23 protein-coding genes are annotated in these 21057 nt (G+C 65.7%); 11 read left to right on the top strand and 12 right to left on the bottom strand.

The window, feature by feature from the left end:
* Window positions 1-24: 24 nt before the first annotated feature.
* A complete protein-coding gene (locus tag SL003B_RS18450; RefSeq protein ID WP_013654387.1) occupies window positions 25-801 on the bottom strand; it encodes a tetratricopeptide repeat protein in 777 nt (258 codons plus the stop codon).
* A gap of 184 nt (window positions 802-985) precedes the next feature.
* Here SL003B_RS18450 and SL003B_RS18445 point away from each other — a divergent pair, with 184 nt between their 5' ends.
* The 3 genes from SL003B_RS18445 (at window position 986) to SL003B_RS18435 (ending at window position 3714) form a co-directional block, all read left to right on the top strand.
* Window positions 986-2419 carry a leucyl aminopeptidase family protein gene (locus SL003B_RS18445; RefSeq protein WP_013654386.1) on the top strand — a complete coding sequence of 478 codons (1434 nt, stop codon included), beginning with the start codon at window positions 986-988 and terminating at the stop codon, window positions 2417-2419.
* A gap of 66 nt (window positions 2420-2485) precedes the next feature.
* Entirely contained in the window at window positions 2486-2836 is a 351-nt protein-coding gene (locus tag SL003B_RS18440) for a MarR family transcriptional regulator (RefSeq protein ID WP_013654385.1), read from the top strand.
* An 11-nt stretch (window positions 2837-2847) separates the two neighbouring features.
* Window positions 2848-3714, top strand: a complete 867-nt coding sequence (locus SL003B_RS18435) for a C40 family peptidase (RefSeq protein ID WP_013654384.1) — start codon at window positions 2848-2850, stop codon at window positions 3712-3714.
* An 11-nt stretch (window positions 3715-3725) separates the two neighbouring features.
* Here the strand turns inward: SL003B_RS18435 and SL003B_RS18430 are convergent, their stop codons facing one another.
* On the bottom strand, window positions 3726-4907 hold the full coding sequence (locus SL003B_RS18430) for a DNA recombination protein RmuC (RefSeq protein ID WP_013654383.1): 1182 nt from the start codon (window positions 4905-4907) through the stop codon (window positions 3726-3728).
* Between the two features lie 167 nt (window positions 4908-5074).
* Here SL003B_RS18430 and def point away from each other — a divergent pair, with 167 nt between their 5' ends.
* From def to truA, 4 genes are all read left to right on the top strand, one after another.
* Window positions 5075-5593, top strand: coding sequence for a peptide deformylase (gene def, locus SL003B_RS18425; RefSeq protein ID WP_013654382.1), 519 nt, complete (start codon window positions 5075-5077; stop codon window positions 5591-5593).
* A gap of 132 nt (window positions 5594-5725) precedes the next feature.
* The gene (gene fmt / locus SL003B_RS18420; RefSeq protein WP_013654381.1) at window positions 5726-6688 is read left to right on the top strand and encodes a methionyl-tRNA formyltransferase; all 963 of its coding nucleotides are present in this window, start codon (window positions 5726-5728) and stop codon (window positions 6686-6688) included.
* A 17-nt stretch (window positions 6689-6705) separates the two neighbouring features.
* Window positions 6706-7239 (top strand): GNAT family N-acetyltransferase, encoded by a 534-nt coding sequence (locus tag SL003B_RS18415; RefSeq protein WP_013654380.1) that lies wholly within the window; start codon window positions 6706-6708, stop codon window positions 7237-7239.
* 8 nt (window positions 7240-7247) lie between these two features.
* Window positions 7248-8078, top strand: a complete 831-nt coding sequence (gene truA, locus SL003B_RS18410; RefSeq protein WP_013654379.1) for a tRNA pseudouridine(38-40) synthase TruA — start codon at window positions 7248-7250, stop codon at window positions 8076-8078.
* Here the strand turns inward: truA and SL003B_RS18405 are convergent.
* Window positions 8075-8899, bottom strand: coding sequence for a DUF2189 domain-containing protein (locus SL003B_RS18405; protein ID WP_013654378.1), 825 nt, complete (start codon window positions 8897-8899; stop codon window positions 8075-8077). The two genes, truA and SL003B_RS18405, sit on opposite strands and share 4 nt — an antisense overlap.
* A gap of 202 nt (window positions 8900-9101) precedes the next feature.
* Between SL003B_RS18405 and SL003B_RS18400 the strand changes: the two genes are divergently transcribed.
* The 3 genes from SL003B_RS18400 to SL003B_RS18390 are packed head-to-tail and all read left to right on the top strand — an operon-like array spanning window position 9102 to window position 11358.
* Complete coding sequence (locus SL003B_RS18400; RefSeq protein WP_013654377.1) at window positions 9102-9527, top strand: DUF805 domain-containing protein; 426 nt, start codon at window positions 9102-9104, stop codon at window positions 9525-9527.
* A 52-nt stretch (window positions 9528-9579) separates the two neighbouring features.
* Window positions 9580-10761 carry a succinyl-diaminopimelate desuccinylase gene (gene dapE, locus SL003B_RS18395; RefSeq protein WP_013654376.1) on the top strand — a complete coding sequence of 394 codons (1182 nt, stop codon included), beginning with the start codon at window positions 9580-9582 and terminating at the stop codon, window positions 10759-10761.
* Between the two features lie 3 nt (window positions 10762-10764).
* Entirely contained in the window at window positions 10765-11358 is a 594-nt protein-coding gene (locus SL003B_RS18390) for a hypothetical protein (RefSeq protein ID WP_013654375.1), read from the top strand.
* 85 nt (window positions 11359-11443) lie between these two features.
* Here SL003B_RS18390 and dapD read toward each other — a convergent pair whose 3' ends face one another.
* Window positions 11444-12292 carry a 2,3,4,5-tetrahydropyridine-2,6-dicarboxylate N-succinyltransferase gene (gene dapD, locus SL003B_RS18385; RefSeq protein WP_013654374.1) on the bottom strand — a complete coding sequence of 283 codons (849 nt, stop codon included), beginning with the start codon at window positions 12290-12292 and terminating at the stop codon, window positions 11444-11446.
* Window positions 12293-12482: 190 nt separating this feature from the next.
* Between dapD and SL003B_RS18380 the strand changes: the two genes are divergently transcribed.
* Window positions 12483-13388, top strand: a complete 906-nt coding sequence (locus SL003B_RS18380) for a DMT family transporter (protein ID WP_013654373.1) — start codon at window positions 12483-12485, stop codon at window positions 13386-13388.
* A 6-nt stretch (window positions 13389-13394) separates the two neighbouring features.
* On the opposite strand, the gene SL003B_RS22470 is transcribed toward SL003B_RS18380, so the two are convergent.
* The 8 genes from SL003B_RS22470 to SL003B_RS24020 all read right to left on the bottom strand — a co-directional run bounded on the left by SL003B_RS22470 (window position 13395) and on the right by SL003B_RS24020 (window position 20948).
* The gene (locus tag SL003B_RS22470; RefSeq protein WP_049792615.1) at window positions 13395-15374 is read right to left on the bottom strand and encodes a methyl-accepting chemotaxis protein; all 1980 of its coding nucleotides are present in this window, start codon (window positions 15372-15374) and stop codon (window positions 13395-13397) included.
* Between the two features lie 140 nt (window positions 15375-15514).
* On the bottom strand, window positions 15515-15967 hold the full coding sequence (gene queF / locus SL003B_RS18370; RefSeq protein WP_013654371.1) for a preQ(1) synthase: 453 nt from the start codon (window positions 15965-15967) through the stop codon (window positions 15515-15517).
* A 48-nt stretch (window positions 15968-16015) separates the two neighbouring features.
* The gene (locus SL003B_RS18365) at window positions 16016-16381 is read right to left on the bottom strand and encodes a hypothetical protein (RefSeq protein ID WP_013654370.1); all 366 of its coding nucleotides are present in this window, start codon (window positions 16379-16381) and stop codon (window positions 16016-16018) included.
* 99 nt (window positions 16382-16480) lie between these two features.
* Window positions 16481-17392, bottom strand: a complete 912-nt coding sequence (locus SL003B_RS18360; protein WP_013654369.1) for a LysR substrate-binding domain-containing protein — start codon at window positions 17390-17392, stop codon at window positions 16481-16483.
* An 86-nt stretch (window positions 17393-17478) separates the two neighbouring features.
* Complete coding sequence (locus tag SL003B_RS18355; RefSeq protein ID WP_013654368.1) at window positions 17479-18234, bottom strand: pyrimidine 5'-nucleotidase; 756 nt, start codon at window positions 18232-18234, stop codon at window positions 17479-17481.
* A complete protein-coding gene (argB, locus tag SL003B_RS18350) occupies window positions 18231-19118 on the bottom strand; it encodes an acetylglutamate kinase (RefSeq protein ID WP_013654367.1) in 888 nt (295 codons plus the stop codon). The genes SL003B_RS18355 and argB overlap by 4 nt, the downstream gene beginning before the upstream one ends.
* Before the next feature lie 455 nt (window positions 19119-19573).
* Complete coding sequence (gene yihA / locus SL003B_RS18345; protein ID WP_013654366.1) at window positions 19574-20230, bottom strand: ribosome biogenesis GTP-binding protein YihA/YsxC; 657 nt, start codon at window positions 20228-20230, stop codon at window positions 19574-19576.
* Between the two features lie 76 nt (window positions 20231-20306).
* Complete coding sequence (locus SL003B_RS24020; RefSeq protein WP_013654365.1) at window positions 20307-20948, bottom strand: CatB-related O-acetyltransferase; 642 nt, start codon at window positions 20946-20948, stop codon at window positions 20307-20309.
* Window positions 20949-21057 lie beyond the last annotated feature (109 nt).

The following is a 21057-nucleotide window of genomic DNA, read 5'->3' as shown; positions in this document are numbered from 1 at the left end:
GACGCTGCGCGAGACCTCGTCCGTTCAGCTGCGGCTTTGCGCGATCATTGTCTTCAGATAGGCGATGTTGGCTTCCGCCTGGGCGGGGTCGAGTTCGCTGCGAGCCACTTGCTCGGCTTCCGCGAACTTGCCCTGCAGGCCAAGCGCGAGCGCCAGATTCTGCCTGATCCGGCTGTCGGCGCGTGGGCTTTGGGAGGCCTTGCGCAGGGTGTATTCGGCTTCCGGCAACTCCCCGGACAGAAGGTGCGACAGGCCGAGATTGTTGAGCAGGCTCGGCTCGTCCGGCGCGATCTTGCTCGCCTGGTTATAGAGCGACCGCGCCCGGGCGTGGTTGCCCATCTGGTCGTGGACCGCGCCTTCCGCAGACAGTAGCCGCCAGTCCGGGTTCTGGGGTGTCTGCGCCGCCTGGAGCACGTTCAGCGCCTCGGCGAAGTTGCCGTTCATCGCCAGGATCTTGCCATAGGCCGACGCGATCTCACGGTCATTGCCGTTGGCAATGATCGCCGAGCGCAGCACGGCCATGGCCTGCTCGATCTGGCCGTTGCGGCGCAGGGCATTGGCATAGCCGAGCACGGCCGTGCGGTCGGAGGGGTTACGCTCGTAGGATTTCGACCATGATGCCACCTCGCGTCGCGCGTCCGCCGAACCGGGGGCGACATAGCTCTGGGTGGGGCTCGAATGGGTACCGATCACCTTCTTGGAAGAGGCGCAGCCGCTGACGAGGAGGGCAGCCGCCACAGCGGCGGCGAGCGGAACGAGGCGGGGCCGGGAAACGGTCCCGCAGCAGGCGGGATGGACCATGAACTTCTCCTCGAAACTCGGGCAGCGAACTGTGCGATTTCCTAAGAGCAATAACTTATTAACCCTAATGCTTTGTTAAACAGTGGCTTTGTCGGTCTCAGTCCATCCGGCGGGCAACCATTGAAATGCGCCGGGGGGCAGCGTAGACCTGGGCTCTTCCGTTTCGATGCTGGAGATCCAAACCGTGTCCGACAGCCTGCTCGCCTTGGCCGATGCCGTGTCGCCCGTCTCGATTCATGCCGTTTGCACCCGGACTCTGGCGGACAGGTTATCCCAACTGGGGCAAGGCGCAGCAGACTGGGCGACCCTTCAGGGCTACAAGGCTGCGGCCGGCACCGTCCTGGTCTTGCCGGGGGATGCCGAACGGCCCCAGGCAGTCCTGTTCGGCGTTCCGGAGACAGGGCAGGGGACTGGCCAGGAAACAGGGCAGGGGACTGGGCTGGGGGATACCTTCGCCGCAGGTGCGCTTGTCGCCGCGCTGCCGGCCGGCGACTACTGTCTCGCCGAAGGCTTTCCCGATCCCGAACGGGCCGCGTTGGGCTTCGCCCTCTCGTCTTATCGCTTCACGCGCTATCGCTCCGCCGAGGCTAGGCCGCTGCCGCGCCTGGTCATCGCCGATGGCGACATGCTCGCACGTCTGCGGCGTATCGGTGCCGGCGTGGCGCTTGCGCGCGACCTGATCAACACGCCTTCCAACGACATGGGGCCGGCGGAACTCGCTGAGGCCGCTGTCGGTCTCTTCGCGCGACATGGCGGGACGGCAGAGGTCATCGTCGGCGACGATCTGCTGAAACAGGGCTTTCCCATGATCCACGCGGTCGGCCGTGCGAGCAACCGCGCACCGCGGCTCATCGATTGCCGGTGGGGCGAGGCGGCCCACCCCAAGGTGACGCTGGTCGGCAAGGGCGTGGTGTTCGATACCGGCGGCCTCGACATCAAGCCGTCGAGTTCCATGCTGCTGATGAAGAAGGACATGGGTGGGGCGGCGAACGTTCTCGGCCTCGCGGCCATGATCATGGACGCCGGCCTGCCGATCCGTCTCCGGGTCCTGATCCCGGCGGTGGAAAATGCGATCTCCGGCTCTGCCTTCCGTCCCGGCGACATCCTGCCCAGCCGCAAGGGGTTGAGCGTGGAAATCGGCAACACCGACGCGGAAGGAAGGCTGGTGCTCGCCGACGCGCTGGCCCTGGCCGATGAGGAGGAACCGGACCTGATCGTCGACATGGCTACTCTGACCGGCGCCGCGCGGGTCGCCCTTGGCCCCGACCTGCCCCCGGTCTACACCGATGACGAGGACCTCGCGTTGGCGCTGGCTGCGAAGGCCGAGGCGGAAAACGACCCGCTTTGGCGCTTGCCCCTGTGGCAGCCCTACATGAAATACCTCGACAGCAAGATCGCCGACATTAACCATGTCAATACCTCCGGCGCCGGCTACGCCGGGTCGATCACTGCAGCCCTGTTCCTGTCCCGTTTCGTCGAGAAGGCGAAGGCGTGGGCGCATTTCGATATCTTTGCCTGGACGCCGATCGAGCGACCAGGCAAGCCGACGGGCGGCGAGGCGCAGGGCATCCGGGCCTTGTTTGCGCTGTTGCAGGAACGCTATCCGGGAATTAAATAACGGAACCGAAACGATTTCGCGGTTCAATGGTCCGGATCGGCAACAGACCAGGAAGGCGCCGTCGCCATGGCGATTGACATTCGTGCTTCCCAGGCGCTGAAACTCTGGCACGAGGTCAATCTGGCGCTGGTCCGCGATGGCGATCAGGATCTGTCCGCCCGCCAGATGACGATTCTGCTGACCGTCTATCTAGAGCCGCCGCCTCACACGGTCCGTGGCCTCGCCGCCAGGCTCGGCGTCACCAAGCCGGCGATCACGCGGGCGTTGGACACGCTCGGCGCCATGCGCCTGCTGTCGCGCCGGCGTGACGAGGCCGACAGGCGTAATGTCGTCATCACCCGCACGGTCGAGGGCGCACTCTATCTCGACCGTCTCGGCGACCTTGTTGCCGAGAAGGCCAAGGCCTTGCCACGCTGAAGGAAACCGTCTTGCTGGAACAACTGGACAGACGACTGCATCCCGTCAGGCCAGACCTCGCGGCACGCGCCTATGAGGGCCGCGTCGCCGCCGCCCGGTTCGTCGATGGCACCAGGCGGAGTGTGACAGCCGACGTGCTGGCCTTCCGCCGCGAGCCGCGGCCGGACTGTCCGATCGACACCGAAGCGCTGTTCGGCGAGGCGATCACCGTTTACGAGGAGACGATGGAAGGGTGGGCCTGGGGTCAACTCGAAACGGATGGCTATGTCGGCTGGTTCTCCTCCGACGGCATCGGTCCTTTCCGCGAGACGACGCACAAGGTCTCGGCGCTGCGCACATTCCGATATCCCGGTCCTGAACTGAAGGCGCCGCCGCTCGGCATGCTCTCGCTCGGCGCACGTGTCGCCGTTACCGGTCATGCAGTCACACGCGGACTCGAGTATGCCCTGCTGGCCGATGGGTCTGCCGTGGTCGCACGGCATCTCGTGCCGCTGGGAAGGAGTGCGGACGACTGGGTCTCGGTCGCGGAAGCCCTGCTCGGCACGCCCTATCTCTGGGGCGGACGCTCGTCCCTCGGCCTGGATTGCTCCGCCCTCGTCCAGCTTGCAGCCTCCTTTGGCGGCCACAGCCTGCCACGCGACAGCGACCTGCAGGAACGCCAGGCCGGCGATGCCCTGCCGCTCGAGACGCGCGGCCTGAGGCGCGGCGATCTCCTGTTCTGGCGCGGCCATGTCGGCGTGCTGAGCGCGCCGGACCTTCTGCTCCATGCCAACGGCTTCACCATGACCGTCGCGCACGAAGCCCGGGACGCGGCCGTTGCCCGCATCGGCGCTACCGAATTCGGCGCCTTGACCGCCATTCGGCGCCTGCGGCGCTGAGAGGGACGCCGTCAGTCGTCTCCGGGCACGAGCCGCAGCCGCTCACTCTGGTCCGCGACGACCTCGCGCATCTCGCCGAGGTCCAGATCTTCGATCTTGCGGCTGCGCTTGGAGATCTTGTCGGTCGAGATCAGAATCTGGTCGATGTCCTTGTTCGCCTGGGCGAAATGAGACTGCAGCTTGCCGACGCGGTCGTTGAGCCGCGCCACGTCGTCGCTCAGGTGGGCCACCTCGGCCTGGATCAGATGAGCCTGCTCGCGCATGCGGGCATCGCGCAGGACCGCCTGGATCACCTGGATCGACAGCATCAGCAGCGATGGCGAGACGATCACCACTCGTGCCCGGTGTGCCTTCTGGACCAGATCCTCGAAATTCTCGTTGAGTTCGGCGAACACGCTTTCCGACGGCACGAACAGGAATGCCGTGTCCTGCGTCTCGCCGGGGATCAGGTAGCGCTCCTTAATGTCTTGGATGTGCTTGGTGAAGTCGCGGCGGAACTGCGCCTGGGCGGCCTTCAGTCGGTCGTCCCCTTCCGCCTTGCGCAGCAGGTTGAAGGCCTCGAGCGGGAACTTGGCGTCGATGGCCAGCGGCGGCGCGCCGTTCGGCATGTGGATCAGGCAGTCCGGCCGCGACCCGCTCGACAGCGTCGCCTGGAAGCTGTAGGCGCTCGGGGCGAGCTGGTCCTGGATGATCGCCTCCATGCGTCCCTGGCCGAAGGCGCCGCGCGTCTGCTTGTTGGCGAGGATTGCCTGCAGTTCGACCACCTGGCCGGACAGGTCGGTGATCGTGCGCTGGGCGCGGTCGATGACCGCCAGCCTCTCGTGCAGCTGGCGCAGGCCCTCGTGGGTCTGCTTGGTGGTGTCCGCCATCGACAGGCCGAGCTTGTGGCCCATGCCGTCGAGCCGCTCGTTGACGGCGCGCATCATGTCCGACTGGCGTGAGCCGAACACCTCCGCCATCGTCTGCATCCGTCCCGTCATCTCACCCTGGCTTTTCAGGAGTTGCGACAGGTGGGCCTCCAGTTCGTGGATGCGTTCGGCGGCCACCGCGTCGGCCGCTGCCCGCAAGCGGATCTGCCGCAGGGAGCTGAAGACCAGCAGAACGATGAAGGCAAGCATCGCCAGCCCGGCGGCGACGGTTACCTCGAGCACGGTCACCGACCGGTCGCCGACAATGAAAAGGATATCCTGCATGAAACAAACATAGAACGATTCGGGTGCCGACGCAGCCTCCGATATCGGCGACGCATTTTGCCGGCTGTTTGCATGAGGCCGGTTCTTGTCCGCTTTTGAGGGGCTTGGCCGCCTGTCCGCAACGGATTCGCGTTGACCGTCTGCCCGCCAATGCCTATCTGAGAGCCATGACGAAACGCGACATCCTGATCATCCCTGACCCTGTCCTGCGCCAGCACTGCGAGCCGGTCGTCAAGGTCGACGACGCAATCCGCAAGCTCGCCGACGACATGCTGGAAACCATGTATGCAGCGCCGGGAATCGGTCTGGCCGCCAGCCAGATCGGCGTGCTCAAGCGCCTGTTCGTGCTGGATGTGGCCAAGGAGGATCAGCCCAGGGCCCCGATGGTGTTCATCAATCCGGAAATTGTCTGGGCATCCGAGGAGATGTCTGTCTACCAGGAAGGCTGCCTGTCGATCCCGGAGTACTACGAGGAGGTCGAACGGCCCGCTTCTGTGCGCGTCCGGTTCTTCAATCGCGACGGCGACGAGCAGGAACTGCAGGCCGACGGACTTCTGGCTACCTGCATCCAGCACGAATACGACCACCTGAACGGCAGGCTGTTCATCGATTACCTGTCGAAGCTCAAGCGCGACCGCGTCGTCAAGAAATTCGCCAAGCAGGCCCGCCACGCCGAACGGGTCTGAACGGCCCATGCTTCGGGCGGCGTGCCTCCCCTATCCCTGCGGCTTGGTTGTTCCTGACACGGCGCGCTGTTGCGCCGCGCGTCCGCCTTGCGCAATAAGGGCGATGGTCCTTTCAGGGAAAGCGGAAACGGAATGTCGCTACGCATCGTCTTCATGGGCACGCCGGAATTCTCGGTGCCAACTCTCATGGAAATCGTCGGGCAGGGCCACGAGGTTGTCGCCTGCTACAGCCAGCCGCCGCGGCCCGCCGGCCGGGGGATGGACCTGCGCAAGTCGCCGGTCCACGAGGCCGCCGAGACCCTCGGCATTCCCGTCTTCACGCCGACTTCGCTGAAGGACCCGCAGGAACAGGAGCGCTTTGCCGCCCTGGATGCCGATGTCGCCGTCGTCGTCGCCTACGGCCTGCTGCTGCCGAAGCCGATCCTGGAGGCGCCGCGCGAAGGCTGCCTCAACCTGCATGCCTCGCTCCTGCCCCGGTGGCGGGGCGCGGCACCGATCAACCGGGCGATCATAGCTGGCGATCGCGAGACCGGCGTCGAGGTGATGCGCATGGAGGAAGGGCTCGACACCGGTCCGGTCTGCATGTCCGAGGTCGTGCCGATCGGTCCCGACATGACCGCCGGCGACCTGCATGACCGGCTGTCGACGCTCGGCGCAGATCTCATGGTGCGCGCACTGGCCGCCCTGTCGCGGGGCGCCCTCATGCAGACGCCCCAGGCCGAGACGGGCGCCACCTATGCCGCCAAGATCTCAAAGGCCGAATGCCGCATCGACTGGACGAAGGGTGCCGCTGCGGTTCACAATCACATCCGTGGCCTCTCGCCTTTCCCGGGAGCCTGGTGCGAGGTCGCCCTCGGTGGGCGGACCGAACGGATCAAGGTCTTGCGGTCCAGGGTCGAGGCCAGGAGCGAGGCCAGGAGCGAGGACGGAACCGGCGTCGCCGGAACGGTTCTGGATGTCTCGGAGGCACCGGTCGTGGCGTGCGGCAGCGGTGCCGTTCGGTTGCTGCAGGTGCAACGCGCGGGCAAGAAGCCCATGTCGGGCGCGGAATTCCAGCGCGGAGCGAAGCTTCAGGCTGGCGTGGTGTTGGCGTGACGGCGGAACCCGAGACGATGAACGATGCAAAGAATTTCCCCACCGTGACCATCCGGCCCGTCAATCCGGCCGACGAGCCGGCCGTGCACGCGGTGATCGCAGCCGCGTTCGGCCAGGAAACCGAGGCGGGGCTGGTCCATGACCTGCGTCACTGCGGGGCGTTGGTCCTGGAGCGGGTCGCGGAAACGCCGGACCGACGCATCGTCGGGCACATCGCGTTCAGCCGCGTGACCGGTGCGGGCGCCGGCCATCGGCTACATGTGTCTTGCCTCGCATCCCTCTCGGTACATCCGGATTTTCAGCGCCTCGGCATCGGTTCGCAGCTGGTCGAGTCCTCTCTTGCGGATCTCCGGAAGGCCGGCGAGGATCTCGTCCTGGTACTCGGGCCTCCGGCCTATTATCCGCGTTTCGGCTTCGATCCGGTGCTGGCGCAGAAGGTCCACGGCCCCTACGCCGGCAATGCCTTCATGGCGATGGCGCTGACCGAGGCGGGTGACAACGACCTGCCCGTCGAGGTGACTTTCGCCACGCCCTTCGAGGACTTCGAATAGGGCGCTCCATGCCGCGATACAAGCTGACGATCGAATACGACGGGCGGCCGTTCTGCGGCTGGCAGCGCCAGGCGAACGGCCCATCCGTGCAGGCGGTCATCGAGCGCGCGGTGAAGGCCTTCTGCGGTGAAGAGGTCACTATTGGCGGAGCAGGACGCACGGACACCGGCGTTCACGCTACCGGACAGGTTGCCCATGTCGACCTATCCCGCGACTGGCCGGCAGACACAGTCCTCGGAGCGCTGAACTTCCACTGTCAACCCGACCCGGTCGCTCTGCTCGCCTGTGAGAAGATGCACGCTGGCTTCGACTCGCGTTTTTCGGCGATCCGCCGCGCCTACCGCTACCGGATCGTCAACAGGGTGCCGCCGCTGACTTACGAGCGCGGGCTTGCCTGGCATGTCAAGCCACCGCTCGATGCGGAGGCGATGCATGCCGCCGCCCAGGTCTTCGTCGGCCATCACGACTTCACCACGTTCCGTCATGCCCGCTGCCAGGCGAAGAGCCCGGTCAAGACCCTGGAGTTCTTTGCCGTACGGCGCGAAGGCGATGTCGTCGTCGCCGAATGTGCGTCGCGCTCCTTCCTGCACAATCAGGTCCGCTCGATGGTCGGCACCCTGAGGCTCGTCGGCGAGGGGCGCTGGGATGCGCAGACCGTCCGGGAGGCGCTGGCCGCACGCAACCGCAAAGCCTGCGGTCCGGTCGCCCCGCCCGACGGGCTCTATCTGACCCGGGTCGACTACCGGCCCGTGTCGGAGGACCTGGCGGCGCTTGCCGCCCGCCGTTGGCACGCTGCCGGACTTGCTGCGCCCGACGCCGCCGACGACGGCGAAGCCTAGGTCGATGCGACTGTCGCCGCGGGCTCAGGCGCCACGCAGCGACGGTACAGATGCCAGGTCGTGTGGCCGAGCACCGGCAAGGTGACCAGCAGGCCCATGAAGGCCGGCATCATGGAGATGATCAGCGTCACCGTCACGACGATTGCCCAACCGACCATCGGCAAGGGCGAGGTGACGACGGCGCGCACGCTGGTGATCATGGCGGTGATGAAGTCGCGGTCCCGGTCCATCAGAAGCGGGAACGAGATCACGGTCAGCGAAAACAGGATTACCGACAGGATCGCACCGACGACGTGGCCGACCAGCAGGAACATCAGACCTTCCGGAGTGCTGACCACCTCGGAGACGAATTCGCCGAAGGTGGCGAAGGACTGGAAGCCGAGGAATAGGGCCAGCAGCAGGCGGACCTGGTACATCCACATGATCAACACGAACAACACGACGAAGGCCATCCAGGAGATCTCCCGACCACGCTGGGCCCAGACCACACCTAGCACGGACGGCCACGACAGCGTCTCACCGGCTTCGAGGCGGCGGCTGACCTCATACAGGCCGACGGCGATGAACGGGCCGATGAGGGCGAAGCCGGCAGCGAGGGGATAGCTCAGATAACTCATCTGGAAAGCCGAGGCGGTCAGGATGATCAGCAGGCCGCCGCCAGCGTAGATGGCGCCGAAGAACAGGCCGAATTGCGGCGCACGACGGAAATCGCGCAGGCCCGCCGCCAGCGCGTCGACGATATCGGTGATTCCGATTGCGTTGACGACCGGATCCCGCCGCACGGCCGGCGGGACCGGTGCGGTCGTTCCTTGCTCCTGCATGGTCAATGTTTCCTCCCAACATTGGCGTGTGCGTGCAGATTGGCGCGAAATCGTCGCGGCGCCAACGGTATTTTCGCGCCTTCGCAAAGAAGATTGGCGCCAACACTGCTGAAAAACCGCGGGCGAGGGCGCGCCGCGCTTGATCCGCCACGCGCTTGCCACTAACTCGGGGAGGACTTAACCGAGGCGAACCGGACCCCGCATGGCGCAAGCACCTTTTTCGGCCAACATCACTCCAGGGTTTGTATGGCTGTTCCTGAGCCCGATCGGGCGCCTCTCGCGCGAGCCCTATTGGCTCGGCTTCCTGATGGTCTGGGCGGTGATCGCCATCGCTGCGCGGATGTGGTTCACCACGCTCGACCCCTCGGTCGGCATCGAGCAGCTCACGATCGTCAATTTTATGGATTCCAACCCGCTGTTTCCGTTTCTGTTTTTGTTCCTGCAGTGGGTCGAGTTGTCGCTCGTCATCAAGCGGCTTCAGGATGCGGGGTTGACCGGGTTCCTCGCGCTTCTGATCTTTGTGCCGCTGCTGAACGTCGTGGTGATCCTGGTCCTCGGTTTCCTTCCGGGCACGGCCGGGCCCAATCGCTACGGGCCGGTCCCGAACAGCTATTATCGCCGCAAATAGACCCGCGCCGCCCGGATTGACGCAGTATCGGCCGCTGACTAGGACTGTCGTCATGACCGACATGCAAGATATCGCCGTTTCCTTGGCCCAGGACCTGATCCGGTGCCCGTCGGTGACGCCGGCCGAAGGCGGCGCTCTGCAACTGCTGCAGGAGCGACTGGAGGGTGCAGGCTTCTCCGTTCAGCGGCTGACATTTTCTGACACCGATACCCCTGACGTCGAGAACCTGTTCGCGTCGATCGGCCATGGCGCTCCCCATTTCGTCTTCGCCGGCCATACCGACGTGGTTCCTGCCGGAGCAACTGCCGACTGGAGCCACGGTCCCTTCGACGGCGTCATCGACGCCGGCCTGCTTTATGGCCGCGGCGCGGTCGACATGAAGGGCGGCATCGCGGCCTTTGCCGCCGCCGCCCTCGCCTTCGTCGCCGAGCGGGGGACCGACTTCGGCGGTACGATCTCCTTCCTCATCACGGGCGACGAAGAAGGGCCTGCGGTCAACGGCACGGTCAAGCTGCTTGACTGGGCGCGTGCCCAGGGACATGTCTTCGACGCTTGCATCGTCGGCGAGCCGACCAATCCGGTGCGCCTCGGCGATGCCATCAAGATCGGCCGCCGCGGGTCGCTGTCGGGCATTGTCGCCGTGACGGGCATCCAGGGGCATGTTGCCTATCCGCATCTGGCGCACAATCCGATTCCGAACCTCTTGCGGCTCCTCGCTGCGCTGCAGGCGTTGAAGCTCGATGAGGGCAACGCGCGGTTCGAGCCGTCCAATCTCGAGATCGTCAATCTCGAGGTCGGCAACGCCGCCTTCAACGTCATTCCGGCTCGGGCGGAGGCGCGCTTCAACATACGCTACAACGACGAGTGGACCCTGGACGGACTGAAGGCGAAGGTGACGGCCGTGATCGAGGCGGCCGCTGACCGATCCTGCGACTGGTCACTGGAGTTCCGGCGCGATGCCAGCGAATCCTTCCTCACCCGCGACGACCGGCTGATCGAGGGACTTGCCGACGCGGTCGAGGCCGAGACGGGTCAGCGTCCGGACCTGTCCACCGGTGGCGGCACGTCCGATGCGCGCTTCATCAAGGACTATTGCCCGGTGGTCGAATTCGGACTTGTCGGGCAGACCATGCATAAGGTCGACGAATGCGTCGCAGTTGTCGATCTCAAGCGACTGGCCGCGATCTACCGCCGGTTCCTGGATGGCTATTTTCCCGTGGCCGGAGCGGAGTGAGCGATGGTCGGCATCGCGGAAACGCTCCGCGCGATCGAGGCGAGTTGGGCGTTGTTCCGGGGCCGCGCGGATGCGATGCGCGGTTTCGACCTGTCGATCGGAGGCTTCTGGCGGTCGTTTTCGGTCGTCATCCTGCTTGTGCCACCGCTGATCGTAACCTCGCTCGCGGAGCGCCGGCTGATCCTGATCGAAGCCGGTGTGGACTCCGGGTTCTTCCCTGAACAGGCGTTCTGGCAGGCCCAAGTGGTTGTTTTCGGGCTCGACTGGATTCTCTATCCGTTCGTCATGGCCGTCCTCGCCGCTCCGCTCGGCCTGTCTCGGACCTATGTGCCCTTCGTCGTCGCACGCAACTGGACCAGCCTGCTTGCGACCGTGCCCTTCGTGATCCCGGCCCTGCTCTACATGGCTGGCCTGATCCCGTCCGGCATCCTGGTGCTTCTGTCGATCGCCGCGTTGGCGGTCGTCGCCCACTATCGCTACCGCGTGACGCGCATCTCCCTCCAGGCGAGCGTCAGCGTCTGCATCGGCGTCGTCGTGCTTGACCTGCTGCTGTCGCTGCTGATCGGCGAAAGCGTCGCACGGATGTTTGGACTTTAGCCGCCGGCCTGTGCCGGCTCGGAAAGAGCAACGGGCCCGCACGCAACGCGTACGAGCCCGGCCGATTAGGGTCGGCGCACCCGGTTCAGTCGCGCAGCAACTCGTTGATCGAGGTCTTGGAGCGGGTCTGCTCGTCGACGCGCTTGACGATGACGGCGCAGTAGAGGCTCGGTCCGGGCGTTCCGTCCGGCAGCGGCTTGCCCGGCATCGTGCCGGGCACGACGACCGAATAGGCCGGCACCTCGCCGACGAAGACTTCGCCCGTGGTGCGGTCGATGATCTTGGTCGAGGCGCCGATGAACACCCCCATGGACAGCACCGCGCCCTCGCGCACGATGACGCCTTCGACCACTTCCGATCGCGCACCGATAAAGCAGTTGTCCTCGATGATCACCGGACCGGCCTGCAGGGGCTCGAGCACGCCGCCGATGCCGACGCCGCCCGACAGGTGCACGTTCTTGCCGATCTGGGCACAGGAGCCGACGGTGGCCCAGGTGTCGACCATCGTGCCTTCGCCGACATGGGCGCCGAGGTTGACGAAGGACGGCATCAGGACGACCCCCTTGCCGATGAAGGCGGAGCGACGGACGATGCAGTTCGGCACCGCACGGAAGCCGGCCTCCTCGAAATCGACTCCGCGCCAGCCGTCGAACTTGGACGGCACCTTGTCCCACCAGGTCGCGTCGCCTGGCCCGCCCTTGATCACCTCCATCGGATTGAGGCGGAACGACAGGAGGACCGCCTTCTTCGCCCACTGGTTGACGACCCAGTTCCCGTCCTTCTTCTCCGCCACGCGCAGCTGGCCGCGGTCGAGCAGGTTCAGGGTCGTCTCGACCGCCTGCCGCACCTCGCCGGTGGTGTGGGTGTCGATGCTGGCGCGATCCTCGAAAGCGGCGTCGATGGTGGCGGCGAGCTTGGCAAGGTCATGGATCATGAGGGGGAGGTCTCCGGCACGGGGTGCGTTGGAAAAGGGCGTTGACTCTGTCGGCGGATAAGAAGCGGGGCGGTGCTCTTGAGTCAATGGGGTAGGGCGGTTGAGAATGCCTCAATGGGCGGCCGTGGCAGGCGCCCCTATAGTGCTGCGGTCCAGTCCTGGCGGGGCGGACGGTCAGGAGCAGCTCTGCATGGAACTCTGGATACCGATCACGATTTTTGCCGCATTCTGCCAGAACGTGCGCTCGGCGCTCCAGAAACACTTGAAGGGGCGCTTGGGAACGACCGGCGCGACCTTCGTGCGCTTCGGCTACGGCTTTCCCTTTGCCGTGCTGTATGTGGCCGTCCTGCATCATGGGTTTGGCCACGACCTGCCAGCGCTTAATGCCGGTTTCCTGCTCGCTGCGATCGCAGGCGGCCTGGCGCAAATCTTCGCCACCTTCCTGCTCGTCCACCTGTTCTCGTTCCGCAATTTCGCCGTCGGCACGGCCTATTCCAAGACCGAACCGGTCCAGGCAGCCCTGTTCGGGCTGGTCCTCCTCGGCGAGCGGGTTACCCCGGCGGCGGGTCTCGCCATCCTGACCGGGGTGGTCGGCGTGGTGATCATATCGATGGCGCGCACGCCGCTCACGCTGCAGGCGCTTGGCACGTCTCTCGCCGGCCGTCCGGCGCTGATCGGGCTCGCCTCGGCCGCTTTGTTCGGCGCATCGGCGGCCTGCTATCGGGCAGCCTCGCTCGCCCTCGGTGGCCCGATCTTCGTCATGCAGGCCGGTTTTAGCCTTGCCTTCGTGACCCTGTTTCAGACCGCGGTGATGGTGATCTGGATGGCCGCGCGTGAGCCGGACCAGCTGCGCGCCAGCCTGGTCAACTGGCGCGCCGCGGTCTGGGTCGGCTTCGCCGGCATTGCCGGCTCGATCGGCTGGTTCACCGCCATGACCCTCCAGCAGGTCGCCTATGTCCGCGCGCTGGCCCAGATCGAACTCGTGTTCACCTTCGCGGTGTCCCTGTTCGTGTTCAGGGAGGCGACCAGCGCCCGCGAGGTGGCAGGTTGCCTGCTTATCGTCGCCAGCATCGTGCTGCTTGTGCTGGGGCGCTGAGCCGGCTCAGTCCTTCGTGTCTCCGGTCAGGAAGCGGATGCCGCCGCGCTTGCCGTCCGACCAGACGGCCTCGCCGAGGCGATCGGCACCGTCAAGGCGCACGCTCACGGTCTTGCCCACGTCCTGCTGATGCAGCCCCTCGACGCCGATCCCGTTCTTCGATACGTCCGTCAGCTTGATTTTTCGTATCTCGTCGCGGGTCGCCAATTCGGTCTCCGCCGAATGTGCCGTGCGTGCATGGGTGCGCCTGTCGATGGCCTTGAGATCCGTGTCGAGCGCATGGGCGAGGCCGTTCAGGCTGTCGACGACCTTGCGGCTGGCGGAATCCATTACCTGCAGGGCCTCGAACGCGGCGCCGGTGTCGCCCGCAGCATGCGCCTCCAGCGCCTTGCGCGCGGCGGCATGGACCGCGCGGTGTGGTTCCTCGAGGGCGACAAAGGCCCGATGGCGGCGAATCTCGGGGTTCTTGATCGCGTCATACCATTTGCCGAGACGACAGCCGTGATGGTCGGGCACGTCGTGGGCATGCCAGTTGCCGCGCCCGACGACCGTATCGACCACGCGCTTCTTGAACAGCACATGGTCGATCTTCGCCATTTCGCAGAGCGAGCGACTCGAATCGGCCTGGAACCAGGTTTTCGCACTGGTGCTGAACTTGTCGTTGGTCGCCTGCAGCGTGCCGTTCATGTCGCCGAGGCGCCGGTCGTTGTCGCTGGCAAGGTCCGCGACCTGGGCGATGCTTTCGGCGATTTCCTGGCTGGCGCCCTTCTGCTGCTGCAGGATCGCCGAGATCTCGCGCATCCGCCCGGACACGCTCGAAACCTGGGCGCCGATCGACTGCATCAGGTCATTCGCGCCGGCGATCGCTTGCTGGCCGTTGCCGACGGCATCGCGCGAGCTGCCGATCGCGGCCTGGATCGTCTCCATACCGGCCTGGAGCGCCTCGATCCGGCGCGAGATGTCTTCCGTAGCCTTCGCGGTCTGGGTCGCCAGCGACTTGACCTCGGCCGCGACGACTGCGAAGCCCTTGCCTGCCTCTCCTGCGCGCGCGGCCTCGATGGTGGCGTTGAGGGCGAGCAGGTTGGTCTGGTTTGCGATCGATTCGATCACGGCGAGGAATTCGCCGATCTGGGCGGATGCCTGGTGCAGGTCCGTGAGACTCTGGCCGGTCTGTTCGGATGTCGAGGCGATCTCGTTGATCGCCTCCGAGACCGCTGCCATTGTGGCGAGGCCCTGCATCGCCGCCGTGTTCGTGGCGTCCGCCTCGTGCGTGGCCCCCTCGCTGTTGGCGGAAATCTGGTCGATAGACATCACCAGCTGGGCCGCAGCCGCGGAGATCGCCTGGCCGCCCTCGGTCGCCCTGCGCGTGTTGCGGCCGAGGATTGCCATGTTCATCGTGATGTCGTTGATGTCACACAGCGTGTTGGCGATGTTCTGCAGGCTCTTCAGCTGGTTTAGCGCTTGCTCTGACCCCGCCTGCTGGTGCAGCGCGCTGTTTTCATAGGCCTTCTGGGCGAGGATCATGTCGAGGAAGAAGCGCGACACCAGCGCCTGCAACGCCGAATCGAGTTTCTTCGGGGAGAAGCGGTATTTCGACGTCACGATCGGGATCGTGGCAGTGATCAGGCGGCCGAACGCCGCCATGAGCCAGGAGGCGTCGAGACCGACGCGTAGATGCGCGGCGCCGATTTTGGCGGCCTGGCCTTCGAATTCCAGGTCGGGCGCGTTGTTGAAGATGTACTGCCAGTGCTTGACCTGCGCCGACTTGAGTCCGGCAGCCTTGCCCGGTTGGGATCCGATCTTGTCCTGGATCTCCTCTGTGCGGGCGATCGCGGCATAGAAATCGTCGAGAATGCGCGGCAGCTCGGGCTCGAGCGCGCGCCAGGCGCGGCGGGTGGCGTCCTGCAAGACGCCGCCCGGGATCATGAAGTCCGAAATGCTCTGCGCGAGTCTCTTGTGGCCCGTTTCTGCCGCAGATGCTGTCATGAAATCCCCCAGACGATTGAATTTAAAGGGACTATCGTTCGTCCTGGGTGAATGAATGCTTAATGGGAAAAGGTCTTTCTGCGAGATGGAAGTTCAAAACTATCGTAGGGTAAGAAGTCTGCGCAGTTTTGACGAGGCGCTCAGCCCCGGCCGCGATAGGGCGGCACGCCCTGGTCCGGAATCCAGACGCTGTCCGGCGCCTTGCCGGTCTGCCAGAACACGTCGATTGGGATGCCGCCCCGCGGGTACCAGTAGCCGCCGATCCGCAGCCAACGGGGCTCCAGGGTCGTCGCAAGCCGCTTGCCGATCGCCACCGTGCAGTCCTCGTGGAAGGCGCCGTGGTTGCGGAACGAGCCGAGGTAGAGCTTCAGCGACTTGGATTCGACCAGCCAGCGATCGGGAATGTAGTCGATGACGAGGTGAGCGAAATCGGGCTGTCCGGTGACCGGACAGATCGAGGTGAATTCCGGACAGACGAAGCGGGTCACGTAGTCCGTATCGGCATGGGGATTGGGCACGCGGTCGAGCGTCGCACTGTCGGGATCGGCGGGTAGGGCGACAGCGCGGCCGAGCGCCGGGGCATCGTGGGTCATGGCTGTGCGATCCGGTCGGTTGTACGCGGCGGCCCGGACATCGCCCCTTCAGGGGTTGAGAACGATGATCTTGGTTTCGCCGCCGTTGCAGGTGTAGCAGCAGCTGGTGCAGCTGTTTCTTTTGTTGTAGCCGACGCCCCAATAGGAACTGGTGCGGTTGCGAACCCATGCCCCGTAGCAGATTTTTTCGCCCGGTCGACAGGAAATGCTGATGTCACGAACGGAGTAGTCGTCGAGGATGTAGATCTTGCCGCCGCCCGGCCAGACATGGTTGCGCTGTTCGGAATACAGTTCCACGCTGACGACGTTGGGATGCTCGCTGCGGAAATGCCAGGTCAGCGTCTCCGCCCCTGCCGGCAGCGCGAAGCCGGCAAGCCAGGTTGCGGCGAGAACCGCCGACAGCCACCGCGCCATTCTCTTTTCCATGACTCGTGCTCCCCAGCCAAGTCGATCTGGATCGCATGATCGTCGGGGCGTCCTGGAATTTGCGCAAGCGCTTTTTTCTTGCGCAGGTCATTTGGCTTGGTTCTCTGCCTTGGTCTCGCCGTCGGGATTGGCCGCCCTTGCGGTCTGTACCAGCCAGTCACGGAACCCGGCCACAGGCCGGCTCAGCGGCCGGTTCGGCGTGCGCACGAACCAGTAACCGGTCTTCAACGGCATGACCGGCCAGTCCGGCATGACGAGATGACCGGCCGACAGTTCGAGTTCGACGAAGCGTCGGTCGATGACGATCGCCCCCATGCCCGCGATGGCTGCCTGGATCGCGAGGTCGCGGCTTTCCAGCACGGTTCCGGACGTCGCGTCCGGATGCTGCAGGCCGGCATGGACAAGCCACTTCTGCCAGTCGTCCCGGCGCGCCGCACTGTGCAGCAGACGCAGGCCGCGCAGTACCTGTTGGGGATCCTGGCCCGGTTCGCGCAGCAGGCGCGGCGCCATGGCCACCGCCAGATGCTCTCGCCACAGCAGCACGGCCTCGACGCCGGGCCAATCGCCGGTGCCGAGCCGGATGGCGCAGTCGTAGTTCTCCCGGTCGAGATCGACGACGCGGGTGGACGCGGACAGCAGCAGTTCGACGTCCGCCTGCCTCGATTGGAAGTCCGGCAGGCGCGGGATCAGCCAGCGCGTCGCGAAGGTCGAGACGGTGCTGATCCGCAGCTCGGTGCGTCCCCGCCGGCGGAAGCTGTCGACCGCGTTTTCGATCCTCTCGAAGGCGTCGCCAAGGCCGATCGCCAGCCGCTGGCCCTCGTCGGTCAGCATCAACCCGCGGCCGTCGCGCAGGACCAGAGTCGCTCCGAGCTCACTTTCGAGCTTGCGCAGCAGATGCGACAGGGCCGACGGCGAGACACCCAGGCTGTCGGCGGCCTGGGCGGCCCGTCCATGCCGGGCGAGCAGGGAAAAGGCATGCAGCGCGCGCAAGGAGATCATCGCTCGACCCGTGGTTCCCTGTTGAGGAGATCTCAATAGACGGAACATCCGGGACAGGTCGAGTCCGTTCCGTGGCGTCGCCTAAGTCATCCGATGGGCAACTCGATGGAGCCGAGCACCGCGCGCAGGAATCCCGTCAGGTTGTCGGTGACGAAATCGACGTGCGGCGCGTCCTGGCCTTCCAGCTCCCAGTCCTCGCGGAACACCTCCCGCGTTCCCGACGGCACGACCAGGACGGTGCGCATGCCGAGCCGGTGCGGGACCAGCAGGTTGCGTGTCAGGTCCTCGAACATGGCGGCGCGCGCCGGCGACACGCCGGTGCGGGCGAGGAACAGGTCGTAGGTTTCCTTGTTCGGCTTGGGCATCAGACCGGCCGCGACGATATCGAAGATGTCCTCGAAATGGTCGGTGACGCCCAGGGCGGCGGCAGTACGTTCCGCATGGGCCCGGTCGCCGTTGGTGAAGATGAACTTGCGCCCCGGAAGCGACGCGATCGCTTGGCCGAGGGCCGGGTCCGGCTTCACCGGCGAATAGTCGATATCATGGACGTGGGCGAGGAAATCGTCCGGATCGATGTTGTGTTCGATCATCAGGCCGCGCAGCGTGGTACCGTGGCGGCGATAGAAGTCCTTCTGCTTGGCGCTCGCCTCGTCCTTGCCGACGCCGAGCAGGCGCGCGATATAGTCTGCGATCCGGTCGTTGATCTGGCTGAAGAGATCTGTTTCCGCCGGATACAGGGTGTTGTCCAGGTCGAACACCCAGGCTTCGACCCCTTGGAATGCGCGCAGGTCGTAGGCGTGGGCGTGGCGTCCTTCGCTTGGGAGGTCGTCGAGGGCGGTCACGGCCGGATCAGCGTTCCGACGCCATGGTCTGTATAAAGCTCGAGCAGCACCGCGTGGGGAACCTTGCCGTCGAGGATTACGACGCCTTCCACGCCTCGGTCGAGCGCCTCGATGCAGGTTTCCACCTTCGGGATCATGCCGCCGGAGATCGTCCCGTCGGCGATCAGCGCCCGCGCCTTGGCGACGGTCAGCTGCTTGATCAGGGTCCCGTCCTTGTCCAGCACGCCGGGCACGTCGGTCAGGAACAGCAGCCGTTTGGCGTTGAGGGCGCCGGCGATGGCGCCGGCAAAGGTATCGGCGTTGATGTTGTAGGTCTCGCCGTCGGCGCCCGGCGCGACCGGCGCAAGGACCGGAATGAGGTCTTCCTTGAGCACCAGTTCCAGCATGGTCGGATTGACCTCGGCCGGCTCGCCGACGAAGCCGAGGTCGATGAGCTTCTCGATGTTGGAATCGGGGTCGATCATCGTCCGCTGCAGCTTGGTCGCCGTCACCAGATTGCCGTCCTTGCCGCACAGGCCGACCGCTCGGCCGCCCTCCGCATTGATGGACTGGACGATTTCTTTGTTGATCGAGCCGGCGAGCACCATCTCGACGATCTCGACCGTGGCCTTGTCGGTGACGCGCAGGCCGCCGCGGAACTCGCTGACGATGCCGAGGCGTTTCAGCATGCTGCCGATCTGCGGCCCGCCGCCGTGGACGACGACCGGATGCACGCCGGATTGCCGAAGCAGTGTGATGTCGCGGGCGAAGGCCTTGCCGAGCTCCGGATCCCCCATGGCGTGTCCGCCGTATTTCACCACGACGCGCCGCTTGTCGTAGCGCTGCATGTAGGGCAGGGCCTGGGCGATGATATGCGCGTGGCTATGGATATCCTGGGTCGTCATCGGCTCGAAAACTCGCTGCTTCAGTCGAGGGGCGGCAAGGGCGCGCGCCCTGCACGACAGGCGTCCGGACCGCGTCTATAACCGGTTTGCCGCCGCATCTCAACGCGCTTGGCGCAGCCTCGGGGTTCGGCAGCGCAGCGGCGGCGGCACCTATCCCGCGCGTTCGGAAGGGGATTTTTCGCGGGCTTTCTCCCTGGCGAGCAGCATCGAAACCTGTCCCGCGGCGACCGCGAGGCGGTTCGATGTCCCGTTGCGGCATCTCGGTGCGGAGCAGGATGATCCTAAGCCTCTCGATCAGGCCGGGGGGCAGCCCGGGGCGAGGGCATCGCGACGCAGAGGCGGAGCGGTAGACCGGCGGTGCCGCACCCTGCGAAAATCTGGCTGGGACACATTTGTCGAAGCCAGGTGACTATACGGATGGTCCGCATATCGGCAGGGTCGGCCGCTCTGCCGTCCTAGCCGGCACCGCCGTTGACCAGAACGGCGATCGCCGCTCTCAGGCTATCGATGCCGGTGTTTTTCTCGGACGAGGTAACCAGGATTTCCGGATGGGCGGCAGGCCGTTTGGCGAGCGCCTTGGCCGTGTCAACCACCAGGCGGTCGAGTTGGCCCGGCTTGATCTTGTCAGCTTTGGTCAGCACCACCTGGTAGACCACGGCGGCCTTGTCGAGCAGTTGCATGGCTTCGAGGTCGTTGCTCTTCAGGCCGTGTCGGCTGTCGATCAGCAGGAACACCCGCCGCAGGGTCGGCCGGCCGCGCAGATAGGCGAAGATCAGGTCGGTCCAGGCGTCGACCATGCCCTTGGGCGCCTCCGCATAACCGTATCCGGGCATGTCGACGATGGTGACGGCAGCGCCCTCTGCGCCGAAGAAGTTCAGCATCTGCGTCCGCCCCGGCGTGTTGGACGTCCGCGCGAGAGCCTTCTGCCCGGTCAGCGCGTTGATCAGGCTGGACTTGCCGACGTTCGACCGCCCGGCGAAGGCGATCTCCAGCGATCCGATGTCGGGCAGTTGCCGGATGTCGGCGACACTGGTCAGGAAGCGCCAGGGGCGGGCGAACAGCAGCCGTCCGGCTTCGAGCTGCGTCTCTGTGTGTTTGGGTACGTGATCCATGGGCGTGTTCATAGCGCCCGGCGGGCGTCCCGTCGAGCCGCGTTGGCGCCGGGCCGTGGTGGCCCGGCGGTCGGAGTCACGCGGCGGCCCGCTCGAGCACCTGCAGGTCGGCGCCGCGAATGGCGTCCAGATTGCGGCTGATCCGCTCGACTGGCCAGTTCCACCAGGCGATCACCAGCAGCCTGTCGATGACGGCGGGGGCAAAGCGCTGTCGCACGATGCGCGCGGGGTTGCCGACGGCGATCGCATAGGGCGGTACGTCCTGCCCTACCACGGCCCTGGTCCCGATGATGGCGCCGTCGCCGATGGTCACTCCGGGCAGGATGCGGGCCTCCCGGCCGATCCAGACGTCGTTGCCGATCCGCGTGTCGCCGCGCAGGCCGGCCGTCCAGGTGGCGGGATCGAAGCCCAGTTCCCAACCGCCGCCGAAGATGCTGAACGGATAGGTCGAGAACCCGGTCATGGCGTGGTTCGCGCCGTTCATGATGAACTGCACGCCGGTGGCGAAGGCGCAGAACCGGCCGATGATCAGTCGGTCGCCGATGAAGTCGAAATGGTAGAGAACGCAGCGCTCTTCGAAGTGCTCCGGGCCTTCGGGATCGTGATAGTAGCTGTAGTCGCCTGCCTCGATGGTGTGGCGGGTGACGACGTTCTTGATAAAGGCGGTATGGCGCGCGCCAGGGAACGGAAAGCGGGCGCTCGGATCGGGGCCGTGCATGGCTGATCTCCAGAGGCAGGAAAGGCTCGGGGTACGGTGAGCCGACGGACTGCGTCGGTCGCTGCGACCCGTCGTTCGGCGCTGCGCCGTCCGTGCCGGGTCTTGCCTC

Origin of the sequence: Polymorphum gilvum SL003B-26A1 (genome assembly GCF_000192745.1) — a bacterium.
In the GTDB taxonomy this organism is placed as follows: Bacteria; Pseudomonadota; Alphaproteobacteria; order Rhizobiales; family Stappiaceae; genus Polymorphum; species Polymorphum gilvum.
This window is presented reverse-complemented; position numbering and strand designations above follow the sequence as displayed.